Annotated in this window: 17 protein-coding genes; 8 read left to right on the top strand and 9 right to left on the bottom strand. The window is 40.7% G+C overall.

Annotation, left to right across the window (positions count from 1 at the left end):
* Window positions 1-99: 99 nt before the first annotated feature.
* Window positions 100-1119 carry a class I fructose-bisphosphate aldolase gene (locus tag R8G33_08530; protein MDW3095704.1) on the top strand — a complete coding sequence of 340 codons (1020 nt, stop codon included), beginning with the start codon at window positions 100-102 and terminating at the stop codon, window positions 1117-1119.
* Window positions 1120-1185: 66 nt separating this feature from the next.
* On the opposite strand, the gene R8G33_08525 is transcribed toward R8G33_08530, so the two are convergent.
* The 3 genes from R8G33_08525 to R8G33_08515 form a co-directional block, all read right to left on the bottom strand.
* Window positions 1186-1635 carry a BLUF domain-containing protein gene (locus tag R8G33_08525; protein ID MDW3095703.1) on the bottom strand — a complete coding sequence of 150 codons (450 nt, stop codon included), beginning with the start codon at window positions 1633-1635 and terminating at the stop codon, window positions 1186-1188.
* Window positions 1636-1802: 167 nt separating this feature from the next.
* The gene (bioD, locus tag R8G33_08520) at window positions 1803-2489 is read right to left on the bottom strand and encodes a dethiobiotin synthase (GenBank protein MDW3095702.1); all 687 of its coding nucleotides are present in this window, start codon (window positions 2487-2489) and stop codon (window positions 1803-1805) included.
* Window positions 2490-2565: 76 nt separating this feature from the next.
* Window positions 2566-3729, bottom strand: coding sequence for a GNAT family N-acetyltransferase (locus tag R8G33_08515; protein ID MDW3095701.1), 1164 nt, complete (start codon window positions 3727-3729; stop codon window positions 2566-2568).
* Window positions 3730-3882: 153 nt separating this feature from the next.
* Here R8G33_08515 and R8G33_08510 point away from each other — a divergent pair, with 153 nt between their 5' ends.
* The 3 genes from R8G33_08510 to R8G33_08500 all read left to right on the top strand — a co-directional run bounded on the left by R8G33_08510 (window position 3883) and on the right by R8G33_08500 (window position 5632).
* Window positions 3883-4335 (top strand): YaiI/YqxD family protein, encoded by a 453-nt coding sequence (locus R8G33_08510; GenBank protein ID MDW3095700.1) that lies wholly within the window; start codon window positions 3883-3885, stop codon window positions 4333-4335.
* Window positions 4336-4442: 107 nt separating this feature from the next.
* Complete coding sequence (aqpZ, locus tag R8G33_08505) at window positions 4443-5132, top strand: aquaporin Z (protein MDW3095699.1); 690 nt, start codon at window positions 4443-4445, stop codon at window positions 5130-5132.
* Window positions 5133-5170: 38 nt separating this feature from the next.
* Window positions 5171-5632 carry a peptidylprolyl isomerase gene (locus R8G33_08500; protein ID MDW3095698.1) on the top strand — a complete coding sequence of 154 codons (462 nt, stop codon included), beginning with the start codon at window positions 5171-5173 and terminating at the stop codon, window positions 5630-5632.
* A gap of 31 nt (window positions 5633-5663) precedes the next feature.
* On the opposite strand, the gene R8G33_08495 is transcribed toward R8G33_08500, so the two are convergent.
* The 3 genes from R8G33_08495 to R8G33_08485 all read right to left on the bottom strand — a co-directional run bounded on the left by R8G33_08495 (window position 5664) and on the right by R8G33_08485 (window position 9048).
* Window positions 5664-7502: a DEAD/DEAH box helicase gene (locus R8G33_08495; protein ID MDW3095697.1), complete on the bottom strand. Its 1839-nt coding sequence runs from the start codon at window positions 7500-7502 to the stop codon at window positions 5664-5666.
* 179 nt (window positions 7503-7681) lie between these two features.
* A complete protein-coding gene (locus tag R8G33_08490) occupies window positions 7682-8155 on the bottom strand; it encodes an NYN domain-containing protein (protein ID MDW3095696.1) in 474 nt (157 codons plus the stop codon).
* Between the two features lie 5 nt (window positions 8156-8160).
* Window positions 8161-9048 carry a phosphoribosylaminoimidazolesuccinocarboxamide synthase gene (locus R8G33_08485; protein MDW3095695.1) on the bottom strand — a complete coding sequence of 296 codons (888 nt, stop codon included), beginning with the start codon at window positions 9046-9048 and terminating at the stop codon, window positions 8161-8163.
* 145 nt (window positions 9049-9193) lie between these two features.
* Between R8G33_08485 and purE the strand changes: the two genes are divergently transcribed.
* Genes purE through R8G33_08470 form a run of 3 tightly spaced genes read left to right on the top strand, consistent with a single transcriptional unit; the run spans window position 9194 to window position 11810 of the window.
* Window positions 9194-9679, top strand: coding sequence for a 5-(carboxyamino)imidazole ribonucleotide mutase (purE, locus tag R8G33_08480; GenBank protein ID MDW3095694.1), 486 nt, complete (start codon window positions 9194-9196; stop codon window positions 9677-9679).
* Between the two features lie 8 nt (window positions 9680-9687).
* Complete coding sequence (locus R8G33_08475) at window positions 9688-10818, top strand: 5-(carboxyamino)imidazole ribonucleotide synthase (protein ID MDW3095693.1); 1131 nt, start codon at window positions 9688-9690, stop codon at window positions 10816-10818.
* A gap of 2 nt (window positions 10819-10820) precedes the next feature.
* A complete protein-coding gene (locus R8G33_08470; protein ID MDW3095692.1) occupies window positions 10821-11810 on the top strand; it encodes a YhdH/YhfP family quinone oxidoreductase in 990 nt (329 codons plus the stop codon).
* A gap of 77 nt (window positions 11811-11887) precedes the next feature.
* On the opposite strand, the gene R8G33_08465 is transcribed toward R8G33_08470, so the two are convergent.
* Window positions 11888-13120, bottom strand: coding sequence for a nucleoside recognition domain-containing protein (locus tag R8G33_08465; GenBank protein MDW3095691.1), 1233 nt, complete (start codon window positions 13118-13120; stop codon window positions 11888-11890).
* Window positions 13121-13125: 5 nt separating this feature from the next.
* Window positions 13126-13443, bottom strand: a complete 318-nt coding sequence (locus tag R8G33_08460) for a hypothetical protein (GenBank protein ID MDW3095690.1) — start codon at window positions 13441-13443, stop codon at window positions 13126-13128.
* A 204-nt stretch (window positions 13444-13647) separates the two neighbouring features.
* Here R8G33_08460 and R8G33_08455 point away from each other — a divergent pair, with 204 nt between their 5' ends.
* Window positions 13648-13959, top strand: a complete 312-nt coding sequence (locus R8G33_08455; GenBank protein ID MDW3095689.1) for a cytochrome c — start codon at window positions 13648-13650, stop codon at window positions 13957-13959.
* An 82-nt stretch (window positions 13960-14041) separates the two neighbouring features.
* Here R8G33_08455 and R8G33_08450 read toward each other — a convergent pair whose 3' ends face one another.
* Window positions 14042-14524, bottom strand: a complete 483-nt coding sequence (locus tag R8G33_08450; protein MDW3095688.1) for a CopD family protein — start codon at window positions 14522-14524, stop codon at window positions 14042-14044.
* Between the last annotated feature and the right edge of the window lie 113 nt (window positions 14525-14637).

Genomic DNA, 14637 nt, shown 5'->3' with positions numbered 1-14637 from the left:
AGTATAATTAGTAATCTGGTACTGAAATGAGTTTTTAGTCACGGCGTCATAGTGATTGGTTAGGGTAGAATATCGGCAAAATTTTTTAAGGAGTGCAAAGTGAGCGAAGAGTTAAAACAAATAGCAAAAGCAATGGTCGCGCCTGGTAAGGGCATATTAGCAATGGATGAGAGTCATCCCACATGCGGTAAACGTTTCAAGGCATTAGGAATTTCAGAAACCGAAGAGAAGCGCCAAGCGTACCGAGATATGTTAGTGACTACTGAAGGTTTATCAGACTACATTAGCGGCGCTATTTTATTTGACGAAACTATTCGCCAAACCCTACTCGACGGCACACCTTTCCCCAAATACTTAAGTGACAATGGAATTATTCCTGGTATTAAAGTTGATGCGGGCGCACATCCGTTAGCAGGTCATACTGATGAAAAAGTTACCGAAGGTCTAGATGGACTTCGCGCACGTCTTAATGAGTACTACGATCTAGGTGCACGCTTTTCGAAATGGCGAGCAGTAATTACGATCGGTGAAAATATACCTAGCTGGGCATGCATTGAAGCTAACGCACATGCGTTAGCACGCTACGCAAAACTCAGCCAAGAAGCAGGTATTGTTCCTATTGTGGAACCAGAAGTATTAATGGATGGCACCCATTCAATTGAACGCAGCTATGAAGTAACTGAATTAGCACAACGCATTACCTTCCAACACCTACGCAACCAAGGCGTATTAATGGAAGGTATGATCTTGAAGCCTAGCATGGTTATCTCTGGAGCTAGTGCAAGCAATCGCGCTGATGTCGAGACAGTGGCAAGAGAAACAGTTCGTTGTTTAATGAATACAGTACCAGCAAACGTGCCTGGTATCGCATTCCTGTCAGGCGGCCAGTCAGACGAAGAAGCAAGCTCACATTTAAATGCAATGCATAACTTAGGTATCGATCTACCTTGGGGATTAACTTTCTCATACGGTCGTGCATTACAACATGCGTCTATGACTAAGTGGGGCGGTGATTCAGCTAATGTGAAAGCGGCGCAAGAGGTATTACTAGGTCGAGCACGTAGTAACGGCAAAGCAGCTTTAGGGCAATACACACCTGGTGCTGAAAAAGCCGCTTGATTAAGTAGCCCTGGATAAAAAAAGCCCGCGAAAGCGGGCTTTTTTATTTCTACATAACTAAAGTAATTAAGCTACTTGTACATTTTGGTGCCACTTACCTTTCCTGAATTGCAATAGAGCATTACGTGCTCGACCAGCAGTTTCTTTATTGTTATTGCGAAATCCTGAGGCTAAAAAATTATGGAAACCTTGGAGATTTTCTTGTGAACTTTGGTTGGTGCGATAAAAGCCCATCGACCATGACTCAAAGTCTGGCTCTTCTTGATCGCCTTTATATAGTACAACTGTTTCCGTGTGGCGCTTATCCTGAGAAATTTTTTCATAAAGGGCTTGAACTTTTTCCTGTGGACCTTCTAATGCTTGAATAAAAGATCCTTCATGAAATAACAGCATGCCGGTAATGCCAAGCGATGCATTATTCTCACGTGCAGTTGAAAGAATCTCTTCTAATTCTTCCTCGCTAAAGTCACGGTTTGCCGCACTAATGTAAATTAGCTGGTGTACTGGTTTATCCATGTAAATACCCCAAATTCATTTATTCAAACAGGGTATCGGCCTATTTATGAGAAACTTTAGCTATTTTCCGATATTTATTCATATAATGTAGAATAGAGTGTACAAACATGACATTTAATATTTATTTAATGTTATTAGAGCCCAGTCTGGGAAAATGTTTAAAGCTGCTATTGCTTAATGATTGTTAATAACTCTTCAATAGCCTTGTAGTGTTCGTCAAGTAACTCTTGGTTGGCATTAATCATATTAGGCACTGCAATGACAGGGATATCGAGCCGCATGCGTAAATCTTCTAAATTATCCATGGCAGATTCATCATGCTTACGTGTTTGGTTTAATACAATGGCTGTTATGTTGAGGTTTCTGTTCCTAATAGATTCAATGGTGAGTAGAGTTTGGTTAATGCAACCTAATCGATCTTTAGCAATTAGGAGTACATTAGCTTTTAACTTTTGTGCAAGGTCAGCATTTAAGCCATCGCTACACAAAGGTGAGTAAAAACCACCAGCACCTTCCACAAGTAAGAATTCAGGTTTATCGATTGGTTTGCAAACTTCTGCTAAGTCTTTTACGTTGACTATTGTATTTGTTAGGCGAATAGCACGTTCGGGTGAGATAGGTGGTTCGTATCGATATGGACATACTTCATCTAAGCTGCTTTTGTCGTGAGTGGCCTGTACATATAAAGAGGCATCATCAGGAATAAGTTTATTGTTATCAAGTATGCAGCCTGTTTCTATTGGCTTTCTAGGTTCGCAGGTGTGGCCAGATTTATTTAATGCTTTAACAAGAATGCGGCCAATGTAGGTTTTGCCAACACCGGTGTCAGTGCCCGTAATAAATAGAGTTATCATTAGATTTGTAATTTAGCCGAATTGGTTATTATCCTTACTATGATAGGATAAATGACCGTTTGCAAGCACTAGCAAGTTATTTTTTTGCGGGGAATAATTTATTTTTCAGAGGTAATAAATAAGGTTTTACTAGTTGTTTAAGCTGGTGCAATTTTTCAGATGTTGTATACAACAATAAAGCAATAAGCCCCGTTGGTGTCTTGTGGTTAAAGGCTATTATTCCATCGAGAGATTCTTCTGAATGTAACCAATTGCGTTTGGCAGGTTCGTCACCGACACCAAAGTCAATTGTATGCACATGTTCTGTGTCGATGGCGTATTCAAACATACGCAGCGTTAAGATTGCGCCAACAGACTCTTTGTTGAATTCTGAATTATGATGGTGCTTACAAATTGTCGCGCGACCTGATGTCACAACCCATAAATGTGTAGCCACAGGTTTGTCGTCTATATAATAAAGACCTAGTCGAAGAGTATTTGCTTTAGCTGCAGCACGAATTAATCCGGCAGCATGATTAGGGAAGGGCTCGGCACCTTTCCAACTGTGTGCAAGCACATTCTCGTAATCTGCTATTGCTTGTTCTAGGTTTTCAACGCCAGTGACTACTTTAAATCGAGTTTTTCCTGTTTTTTCTAATTTTCTTTGTTTGTAAGCATAGGTTTTTTTTACGGCTTTCGAACGTGCGGCTAAGTAATCTGCATAAGTAGTGTCTTTGACGTCTTCATAAATACAGCTGCGCCAATGATAATGCCGGACGGCTAATCCACATTTCTTGAATGCAGAGGATAATTCTGTGTATAGCTGCGATTTCGGATCTAGGAAATTTAAATCGATCACGCCCCATGAATGTTTGTCTTTGCAGATAGAATTAACCAGTTCGCTAATTACATTGCCGAACTGACTATCATTACTGCGAATAGCTGGAGCATAGAATAATGTTTGATGACCAGTCATGCTGGCAATTGATTTAGTCCCACAATATTGTTTTTCAAACAGTGAGCCTGTTTGTCCAGCTGACGAGCGCATGAATAAAATAGCACGAGCATTTGGTGTGTCTGTGTTATCTTCAACTGTGTAAATGTGTATTTCCGCATTTGGGTCTAAAGTATTTTTGCTGAAACTCTCAAACCAGCCACCTCCGTGGAAGAAATTCTTCTCATCAATTTCTCTAAGTAATGATAAGCAATGCTCTGGAAGTTGAGCAAAGGAATTGTATTTAACGGTTTTTAAAAGGTTCATGGACCAGTTGTGTGTCGTCGTCAGCATAGTGCAGTTAACTTAAGCGATAAAAATTACTAATTCTTTGTATTGTCCAGCAATTGTATAATGACGCGCTTGAGCTAGTGTGGACTAGTTCAAATTTTAAAAACTCAGTGAAACAATTATAAATATATGAAAATTTGGGTAGATGCTGATGCTTGTCCAGTGCCAGCAAAAGAAATTTTATTTCGTGCCGCAGAGCGTACCGGCGTAGAAGTCATTTTAGTGGCAAATCAACCGCTTCGTAAGCCGTTACTGCAGAATATTAAAATGTTGCAAGTACCCAGTGGTTTTGATGTGGCGGATAATGAAATTGTTAAAAGAGCGCAACAAGGTGATTTGGTGATTACTAGTGATATACCTCTAGCTGCGGAGATTATGGATAAACAAGCACATGCTTTAAATCCGCGTGGTGAAATGTATTCAGTGAACACCATTAAAGCTCAGCTAAATATGCGTGATTTCATGGATACTATGCGTGGTAGCGGTGTTCAGTCAGGTGGGCAAGCACCATATGGCAAGGGCGATCGTCAGGCTTTTGCTAATCATCTCGATAAATTTCTCAGTAAATATTTCTCTAAGTAGCGATCTGCTGCACTAATCTTCAAACTCTGTAGAGCTGATTCGCCTGAAATGGCTGTTTGCTGTAAGGTATTGCCGGAAATTCACAAGCAAATGTTGGGGTATATGCCATGAACAAGTATGCAGCAGAATTGATAGGTACATTTTGGTTAGTGTTGGGCGGTTGCGGCAGTGCAGTATTAGCGGCCAGTTTCCCAGAAGTTGGTATAGGCCTATTAGGGGTTTCATTAGCATTCGGACTGACAGTACTCACGATGGCATATGCAATTGGACATATTTCAGGTTGTCATTTGAATCCAGCTGTATCGATAGGCCTTTGGGCAGGAGGAAGATTCGAAACAAATCAATTACTGCCATATATTCTCGCGCAAGTAATTGGTGGTATAGCGGCAGGTGGTGTGCTTTATGTCATCGCAAGTGGCGCCACAGGATTTGATGTGAGTGCCGGATTTGCTTCCAATGGATTTGCTGAACATTCGCCCGGCGGATACTCAATGATAGCAGCGCTAGTGGCAGAGGTAGTGATGACAGCCATGTTTTTGCTGGTCATTATGGGTGCGACTGATAAACGTGCTCCTGCAGGAATGGCCCCGATTGCCATTGGACTATGCTTAACGTTAATTCATTTGATAACAATACCAGTCACTAATACTTCGGTTAATCCGGCTCGAAGTACTGGCGTTGCTGTATATGTTGGTGATTGGGCGGTCGATCAATTATGGCTATTCTGGTTGGCACCTATAGTAGGAGCTGTTATCGGTGCAAAAATTTATCAATGTATTGGCTCTGAAGATAAGTAGGATTTCTGAGAAAAAATAACGGAGAAGTTATGTCTTTAATGATTGGAGATAAAATGGTTGTTAGCATGCATTACACGCTAACAGATAGTGAAGGTACTGTATTAGACAGTTCTGAAGGTGCGGATCCTTTATCTTATTTGCATGGTGTAGGCAATATTATTCCAGGCTTAGAAAAAGCGTTAGTGGGTAAAGTAGCTGATGATGCAGTAAAAGTAGAAGTAGCACCGGCCGAGGGTTATGGTGAGGTGTCACCAGAGCTTATGCAGGTAGTGGATAAAGCCGCTTTTCAAGGCGTTGAGACTTTAGAAAAAGGCATGTCATTTGAAGCGCAAGGCCCTAACGGCGAAGTACAGCGCGTCGTGATTGCTAAAATTGAAGGTGACCAGGTCACCGTCGATGGTAATCATCCTCTTGCAGGTGTTACCTTAAACTTTGATGTAAAAATTATTAGTGTGCGAGATGCTACTGAAGAAGAGATTTCACAAGGTCATGTTCACTAACAATTTTGTGTGGATTTAAAGAAAGCGTACTCTAGCGCGTACGCTTTCTAGTTTTAGATTTACGTTTTTTTGGTTTAGCTTCATCTGCTTTGCGTTTGCCACCACTGGGTTTAGCACGTATAGTTTTTCTTTCTCTTCCTCTATCTGGGCGATCTTCGCCAAACATTGAAATATTAAGTGGCTGACCTGCTACCCGAGTTTTTTTCAAATCTTTAAATATTTCCTTAGGCATGCCTTCAGGCAGATCGACCAAGCTGTGATCGTCAAATATTTTGATGTGGCCGATATATTTCCCATCCAATCCAGCTTCGCTAGCAATAGCGCCAACAATATTGCCAGGTTTAACCTCATGGGCATGGCCGACTTCTATGCGATAACGCTGTAAACCTTCTTCTGGTTTGTCCATTTTGCTAGCAGATCTTTCGCGCGGTTTGCGAGTTTTGTTTTTGTCTTGATCGTCTTTATCTGAAGATCGTTCGCGTCGTTTGTAGGGCCGATCGCTATGCTGATCATTTTTGCGCTCTTTGCGATTATTTTTTCTTTCTGGTTTGTGCTGTAATAGTAATGGAGTGTCACCTTGTAATAATTTGGCAAGCGCGGCACCAATTTCTACTGCAGGGACATTGTGTTCTTGTTGGAACTTTTCGACTAGCTGAGAAAAGAAAGTTAAATCTTCATTGGCTAAAGTATCAGTAATTTTTTGTTTGAAATTTGCCACACGCTTATCATTGATGATCTCTGTAGAGGGTAACTCCATGAGTTGTATTTTTTTTCGCGTAGCTTTTTCAATCGCACCCAATAAACGCTTTTCACGTGGAGCGACAAATAATATTGCATCACCCGTACGACCCGCTCTTCCAGTTCTGCCAATACGATGAATGTATGCTTCAGTGTCATACGGGATATCATAGTTGACCACGTGACTAATGCGATTAACATCTAAGCCTCGCGCAGCAACATCTGTGGCAACAAGGATGTCTATCTTGCCATTCTTTAGTTGTTGAATAGTACGTTCGCGTTGATTCTGTGCAATGTCACCATTTAGTGCGGAAGTAGAATAACCACGTGCTTCAAGTTTTTCAGCTAACTCGACAGTGGCTGTTTTTGTGCGCACAAAAATAAGCATGCCATCAAAACTTTCTGCTTCAAGAATTCTGGTTAGCGCATCAAGTTTGTGTAAACCGCTAACTAGCCAATAGCGTTGGCGAATATTTTCTGCGGTGGCAGTTTTGTCTTTAATCGTAACTTGTTCAGGCTCATTTAAATATTTTGTTGCAATGCGCCTAATTTGCTGTGGCATAGTGGCGGAGAACAACGCAATTTGTCTATCAGGTGGAGTTTGTTCAAGTATCCATTCGACATCATCAATAAAGCCCATGCGTAACATCTCATCCGCTTCGTCCAAGACTAATGTCCGCAGATTGGCAAGTTTTAATGTGCCGCGACGCATGTGATCCATGACGCGTCCTGGTGTGCCAACAACAATGTGTACACCACGCTCAAGGCCACGAATCTGTCCGCGATAGTCTTGCCCCCCGTAAATAGGTAAAACATGAAAATTTTTTAAGTCTGATGCATATTTTTGAAATGCCTCGGCGACTTGTATGGCTAACTCGCGTGTGGGTGCAAGTACTAGTACTTGAGGATCTTTTTGCTTTAAATCTATATTAGAAAGAAGTGGTAACGCGAAAGCTGCAGTTTTTCCTGTGCCTGTTTGTGCCTGGCCAAGTACATCTTTGCCTTTTAATAATAAAGGAATCGTCTGCGCTTGAATTGGTGATGGGGTTTCGTAACCAATGTCATTCAATACTTTGACAATTGAATTTTTTAAAGCAAGTTGATTGAATTGAGTGACCGTTTCGGTAGTCATGTGGTGTACCTATTTAAAGTGGACTGCGCGAAACGCTTTGTCTCATCAGGGGAATAAGTCCGAGAAATATCCGACGGCCCAAAGTTTCAAAATCTGGCTAACATTTATCAGCTATGCCAGAAAGGACACGTAGTGTACCGGGTTGTATCTACGCGTGCAGGGATCATTTGGGGTGTGTCTTACAAAAGAAGACTATCTTCAATAGGGTGAAAAACACTACATGCATTTATCAAAGAGTTAGCTGTAAGAGAAGGCACGCCAAACACTTCAGTGTTAACAGCATAATTGGTCTTAATACGCTCGAGTAACAAATCAAAATCACCGTCACCTGATAGTAAAATCACTGTATCAACTTCTTTAGCGCAGTCCATGACATCAATGCTAATGCCAACATCCCAATCCCCTTTCGCAGTGCCGTCGCTTCGTTGAATGTAAGGTTTTAGCTTTATTGTGAAGCCAATTTTCTCAAGTGTGCTTTGAAATTTTCTTTGTTTATCATCATTACGATCAATGGCGTAAGCATATGCAATGACTATCTCCCCGTGTTTAGCAATGGTTTGCCACAGAGCTCGATAATTGAATTGACGCTGATATGCCTCGCGTGTTGTGTAATAGATATTTTGAACGTCGGCAAAGACAGCGATTTTATTCACAGGGGCTATTTAGATAATAATTTGTCAGCGGCTTCTTGATACTTTGCTTGTGTGTTTTTAATAATTTCTTCAGGCAATTCAGGGCCAGGAGCTTTTTTATCCCAATCTAAAGTTTCTAGATAATCGCGAATGTATTGTTTGTCGAAGCTGCTTGGGTTTTGACCTGGAGTGTAATCATCTGCTGGCCAAAAACGTGAAGAGTCAGGTGTAAGTACTTCATCAATTAACGTGAGTTTGCCCTTTGAATCAAGGCCAAACTCAAATTTCGTATCGGCAATAACAATGCCCTTACTGAGTGCGTAGTTAGCTGCATTTTCGTAAAGCAAGATACTGACATTGCGAACTTGATTAGCAATGTCTTCACCCACTAAAGTAATTGTTTCTTCAAATGAAATATTTTCATCGTGTTCACCAGCTTCAGCTTTTGTTGAAGGTGTGAATAAAGTTTCAGGTAATTTTCCAGCCAACGGTATATTGGCAGGTAATGATATGCCACAGACTGATTGTTTGGATTGATACTCCTTCCAACCTGAACCTATTAGATAGCCTCTCACAATTGCTTCTATAGGTAATGCTTTTAAGCGTTTGACGATAACTGAACGTCCTTCAGATTGTTCGATTTCAGAGTCAGTGAGATTTAAATCTTTTAATGTCATAGAGCTGACTTGATTGGGAATTAAATCGCTAAAACGCTGAAACCAAAAATTAGATACTTCTGTGAGTAGTGCTCCCTTATTAGGGATGGGTCCTGGCATAATCACGTCAAACGCAGAAATTCTATCAGTAGCGATGACTAACATATGATTGGCATCAACTTCATAGATATCGCGTACTTTGCCTTTGTGTAATAGTGGCAAAGAGGTAAATTTGGTTTCAAAGACCGGTTTAGGCATGATTTATCTCGAAAAAAGACGCGAATTGTAGTGTGAAAGGCGGCAAATGCCTACTTCTGATTTGTATTTTACTGCTAATTTTACTGGCGTTCACAGGTCAAAAAGAGGAAAATGCGCGTTTTTTCTCAACGAGACAGCATAATCAATGGCTAAAGTTGGAATCATCATGGGTAGCGATAGTGACTGGAAAGTCATGGAAAATGCCGCCAATGTTTTACAAGAGTTCGGAATTGACCACGAGTGTAAAGTCGTGTCCGCGCACAGAACGCCCCAGTATCTTTATGAGTATGCGGGCAGTGCAAAAGAGCGTGGTTTAGAGTGCATTATTGCCGGTGCCGGCGGAGCAGCTCACTTGCCTGGAATGGCGGCAGCTATAAGTACAGTGCCGGTGTTAGGTGTGCCAGTACAAAGCAAATACATGCAAGGTCAAGACTCCTTACTTTCAATTGTACAAATGCCTAAAGGTGTTCCCGTGGCGACGTTTGCTATTGGTGAAGCTGGAGCAGCAAATGCAGCATTGTTTGCCGTTGCCATATTGGCGAACAGTGATCCAACACTGGCAGAAAAACTATCTAAGTTTCGTGATAATCAGCGTGAACAAGTGCTTGCCAAAGTTCTTCCTCCCAAATAGTCTTTATCATGATTGAACCTGATTCAACTCTTGGCATGCTAGGTGGCGGCCAGTTGGGCAGAATGTTTGCTTTAGCCGCTGCACAAATGGGTTATAAAGTCTGGGTGTTTGATCCTAATCAACATAGTCCTGCTGGAGATGTGGCCTGCCGACACATTCAAGCCGAGTACGATGATTACGATGCGCTTGCCGAATTTGGTGCGGGTTGCTCGGTAGTGACTACAGAATTTGAAAACATTCCTGCCGGCACTCTGAAATATCTTCAAGATTATTGTCGAGTGAGCCCGAACCCAGATGCGGTGTATGTGGCGCAAAATCGTATCCGTGAAAAATCTTTTGTTAATGATCTAGGTGTGCCTACCTCCAAGTTTATTCAGGTAAACGCAGCATCAGACCTTAATAATTCAACACACATGAATTGGCCATGCATTATTAAAACTGCAGAGTTTGGTTATGATGGTAAAGGGCAAGAAGTGGTTGCCGATGTACAGCAAGCAATTCAAGTATTCACTTCTTTTAAGGAAGTGCCATGCATATTGGAAGAGCGCATTAATTTACAGTTAGAGATATCTGTCGTGCTTGGACGTAATCAACAAGGTGAAGTGTGTTTTTTCCCGATTGCTAGAAACGAACACAAAAATGGCATTCTACATATAAGTAGTGTGCCAGCAAGAATTTCTGCACAACTACAAACTTATGCATGTGAAATTTCACAACGTATTGCAGAGCAACTTGATTATGTTGGTATTATGACGGTAGAATTTTTTGTTGACCAAGATAATCAATTGCTAGTTAATGAAATTGCGCCACGCGTTCACAATAGCGGGCATTATTCTATGGACGCATGTCATGTTTCTCAATTTGAACAACAAGTAAGGATGATATGTGGATGGACCCCAGCTGACACGCAAAATCATTGTGCGGTAGCTATGGTAAATATTCTTGGTGATGCGTGGAAAGATAATATTTTCCCGTCAAGCACATTATTTGATGATGTTAATGTCAAAGTACATTTGTATGGAAAACAAGGTGCAAAGCCTGGGCGTAAGATGGGACATTTTAATGTGCTAGCAGAAAATGTATCCGACGCTAATAAACATGCACAACTCGTTTACAAAAGAATGATGGGAGAAAAATAAATATGCAAGAATCGTTTAAGGCTTTTCGCATATATGCTGGGAAAGAATTTGAACGTGCGGGTATTGAAACATTAACACTAGATGATTTATCTGATGGTGATGTTGTTATTAAGGTCGAATATTCCAGTGTTAATTATAAAGATGCACTGGCTGGTAGCGGCGAAGGAAAAATTTTACGTAAATCCCCTCTCAATGGCGGCATTGATTTAGCTGGTATTGTTGTCTCCTCTGAAAATAACCTATTCACATCAGGTCAATCAGTATTGGTCAATGGAAGTGGGTTGAGTGAGGTGCATGACGGTGGTTATAGTCAATATGCACGTGTGCCCGCAGAATGGGTTGTGCCTATGCCAGCCGGTTTAAATGCAAAATCATCTATGATATTAGGTACTGCAGGATTTACGGCAGGAATGGCAATACAACGATTGCAGGATAATCACCAAACTCCTGATCAAGGTCCTATGTTAGTGACGGGTGCAAGTGGAGGAGTTGGCAGTTTTGCGGTCGAGCTTTTAGCGCAATTAGGTTACGAAGTCGTGGCAATGACACGTAAGCAACAGCAACATGATTATCTGTATTCATTAGGTGCGAGCAAAGTTGTAAGTAATGATGTTATGCATGTAGATGATGCGAGCCTTCATAAGGGTTTATGGGGTGGGGCTATAGACAACTTAGGCGGCGATACGCTTGCATGGTTAACTAAAAGTGTAAAGCCATGGGGAAATATAGTCAGTATTGGAATGGCGGGTGGTATTAATGTTAATACTTCAGCTATGCCATTTATATTGCGTGGAATCTCATTGTTGGGTGTAACTTCGGCTGCATGCCCGCAAGACGTGCGAAAGCAAATATGGCAAAAATTAGGCAATGAACTTCTTTCTGTTAAGCTTGATAAAATATGTACTGCTGAAGTGGGTTTAGAACAACTGCCTCAAGCGTTTGAAAATCTGCTTAAGGGCGAACTTTATGGGAGGCAAATAGTACGTTTGTAAATAAAAATATGTTTCTTTCTAAATAAGACATTTGTTTTAAGGATATAAGTGATAGTGTTGAATAACTAATAGTTAATTCAAATGGCAAAAAATGCATAAGATATAAAAATTGCGGTAGTTATTCCGGCAACATCTGCTATTAAGCTACATGTCATGGCATAACGTATTTTTGTAATACCAACCGCGCCACAATAAACGGCTAACACATAAAACGTGGTCTCAGTGCTTCCCTGCATAACAGCAGCCACTTTGGCTGGGAATGAATCTACCCCCTGTGTTTGCATCACTTCCAGCATGGCTGCACGTGCACCACTGCCGCTAAAAGGTTTCATTATTGCGGTCGGCAATGCTTCAATAAATCCAGTGTCGATGTGTAATGCATTTAATGCAGTGCTTATAAGAGCCAAGAATCCAGTTAATATTCCGCTTGCACGCAGTAAAGCAATCGCAAGTAGCATAGCAATTAAATATGGGATTAACTTTATTGCGGTTTCAAAACCTTGTTTTGCGCCGTCAATGAAGGCGTCATAAACGGCAACTTTTTTGGACCATCCTGCAATTAAAAATAAGCTAATTGTTGCGAATAATATAAAATTTGCAAACAGTTGTGCTTGCATACTCATTTCTTGTTTGGGTAGAGATAGGAAATATGTTGCCAGTAAAATTGGTATGGCGCTAAAAGCGAATAAGTAGCTTAGTACTGTTTTATTGAGCAAAGGAAGTTTCTGTATGTAAGCTACGCTGAGCAAGCCAACTATGGTTGAGGCAAATGTTGAAATGAGAATAGGGATAAATACTTCTGTAGGGTGTGATGCGCCTTGTTGAGCACGAAATAAAAAAACCGTTATTGGTAAAACTGTGACTGACGAAGTGTTAAGCACTAGAAAGAGAATTTGTGAATCTGATAATGTATTTTTGCTGTTGTTTAAGTTTTGTAAATCATTCATGGCTTTAATGCCTAATGGAGTAGCAGCATTATCTAAGCCAAGTGCATTGGCGCCCATGTTCATTGTCATAGAAGCAATGCTGGGATGATTAGCAGGAATTTCAGGCATAAGTTTGCGAAATAATGGCGCCAGTAATTTTGCAATAAAATTTGCTAAGCCTGCATGCTCAGCAATTCTAAAAAAACCTAACCAGACTGCCATTAGTCCGATTAAGCTGATGGCAATTTCGACACTTAACTTTGCAGTATCAAATACTGCATCGATTGTTTGTGAAAAAATTTCGCCGTTGTTGAAAAATACTAGTTGTAGCAAGCAAGCAAAAAATGAAAAGACAATACACCCTGACCAAAACCAGCCTAGCATTTATATTATTTTCCGATTGCCAAGTAGTAAGGTAACCAGGCCATTACCATAAAGGCGACTACTCCTAGTTCCGTCCACATAATAGTTTTGAATTTTTTACTCTCTTCACCAGTGGAATCGCTTGCGCGAATTTTAGACATTAAGGCATCGAACAAGATCACCATAATGATGATAGGTGCTGAAGCGGGTGCGACTAATGTAGGGATTACTTCAAACCCTGTATGACTAATTGCTGTGCCAGGTTTAGGGCTTAATAAAGCGTTAATTAGACCTAATGCTAATAATGAAATACGCAAGAAACCTAGTGACTGAAAAATGGTCATACATATAGCGATTCAGTTTAAAGACAACGATATTGTAGCAGAGCTTGAGTTGGGACTTGGTAATGAGTAATTGTTTGGTGAATTTATTGATACAAATATGATTGAGGTCATGCAATCTAGCTAGATTGTTTGTCTATTGTGCTGATAATTGTACAATGTCCGCGCTTATTAGTTGGAATCAGTTTCAAATACAGGAGTTTTTTAATGAAGAAATCAATTTTATTAGGGTTAATCACTAGTGTGGCATTATTTGCTACAACAGCAAATGCGGGTGATGTGGAAGCAGGTAAAGCAAAGTCGGCAGTATGTGCGGCATGTCATGGTGGAGCTGGAATCAGCCCTACACCAATTTGGCCTAACCTTGCTGGTCAAAAAGAGCAATATCTCATTGCATCGTTAAAAGCATTTAAAGATGGGACTCGTAAAAATGCCCAAATGGCGCCGATGGTTGCAGGTTTAAGTGATGAAGATATGGCTAATCTTGCAGCATATTACTCAAGTCTAGCGTGTCAATAATCGCAAAATAGAAACTTAGTTTAAAAAGGCTGCTTGAATACTCAAGCGGCCTTTTTGTCTGCTTTGCTGTATATCTAGCTAGTTAGAGTGGCACATGTTCTAGGCCGATGGCAGTAATAACTGTGAGCAATCCAAGTAGTAAATTTAATCCAATTAACTTGCGTAATTGAGCTAAGTTTTTACCTCCTTCTTGATAATTTTCTTCGTTGACTGCGCGGCGCAAACGCATAAATGGAGCAAAGAAAACATGCAAGAAAATCAAAATCATCACAATACCTAAAGCTTGCATCACGTGAATATACCAGGCAACACCAGCAAATCCATTAAAGGCTGAGAAGATCATCCAGTAACCTGTAAGTGGAATAATAATAATTGCCAGCCAGACCCAAATAAAAAATCTCGTCAATGTACGGGACCATAAAGCTAGTCGTACGGCAGGTTCTAATAGATTCGCAGCCACTGGCCGAAGTGCCATATAGGCAAAAAACATTCCGCCAACCCAAACAACTGCAGCAAGCACATGTAAGCTAATGGCGATGGAAAAGTAATAAGGTTCTATATTCATAAGACTTGCGTTTAGATTTGTTTTTATTCCAAGAAATTATAGAGCAGATTAGATATCAGTTTCATAGAAATTATGGTTTAGCGCATGCAAAAACGATTAGGCTACGTTAAAGT

Source organism: Gammaproteobacteria bacterium (genome assembly GCA_033344735.1).
Taxonomy (GTDB): Bacteria; Pseudomonadota; Gammaproteobacteria; order UBA4575; family UBA4575; genus UBA1858.
The sequence above is the reverse complement of the archived record's forward strand: the minus strand, read 5'-3'. Positions and strand labels throughout refer to the sequence as shown.

Excerpts from the sequence above, each read along its gene's own strand:
- R8G33_08500 (MDW3095698.1), top strand. The coding sequence starts at position 5,171 with ATGATTGGAGATAAAATGGTTGTTAGCATGCATTACACGCTAACAGAT.
- R8G33_08455 (MDW3095689.1), top strand. The coding sequence starts at position 13,648 with ATGAAGAAATCAATTTTATTAGGGTTAATCACTAGTGTGGCATTATTT.
- bioD (MDW3095702.1), bottom strand. The coding sequence starts at position 2,489 with ATGATAACTCTATTTATTACGGGCACTGACACCGGTGTTGGCAAAACC.
- R8G33_08515 (MDW3095701.1), bottom strand. The coding sequence starts at position 3,729 with ATGAACCTTTTAAAAACCGTTAAATACAATTCCTTTGCTCAACTTCCA.
- R8G33_08495 (MDW3095697.1), bottom strand. The coding sequence starts at position 7,502 with ATGACTACCGAAACGGTCACTCAATTCAATCAACTTGCTTTAAAAAAT.
- R8G33_08470 (MDW3095692.1), top strand. The coding sequence starts at position 10,821 with ATGCAAGAATCGTTTAAGGCTTTTCGCATATATGCTGGGAAAGAATTT.
- R8G33_08485 (MDW3095695.1), bottom strand. The coding sequence starts at position 9,048 with ATGCCTAAACCGGTCTTTGAAACCAAATTTACCTCTTTGCCACTATTA.
- R8G33_08525 (MDW3095703.1), bottom strand. The coding sequence starts at position 1,635 with ATGGATAAACCAGTACACCAGCTAATTTACATTAGTGCGGCAAACCGT.
- R8G33_08475 (MDW3095693.1), top strand. The coding sequence starts at position 9,688 with ATGATTGAACCTGATTCAACTCTTGGCATGCTAGGTGGCGGCCAGTTG.
- purE (MDW3095694.1), top strand. The coding sequence starts at position 9,194 with ATGGCTAAAGTTGGAATCATCATGGGTAGCGATAGTGACTGGAAAGTC.
- R8G33_08460 (MDW3095690.1), bottom strand. The coding sequence starts at position 13,443 with ATGACCATTTTTCAGTCACTAGGTTTCTTGCGTATTTCATTATTAGCA.
- R8G33_08450 (MDW3095688.1), bottom strand. The coding sequence starts at position 14,524 with ATGAATATAGAACCTTATTACTTTTCCATCGCCATTAGCTTACATGTG.
- R8G33_08510 (MDW3095700.1), top strand. The coding sequence starts at position 3,883 with ATGAAAATTTGGGTAGATGCTGATGCTTGTCCAGTGCCAGCAAAAGAA.
- R8G33_08465 (MDW3095691.1), bottom strand. The coding sequence starts at position 13,120 with ATGCTAGGCTGGTTTTGGTCAGGGTGTATTGTCTTTTCATTTTTTGCT.
- aqpZ (MDW3095699.1), top strand. The coding sequence starts at position 4,443 with ATGAACAAGTATGCAGCAGAATTGATAGGTACATTTTGGTTAGTGTTG.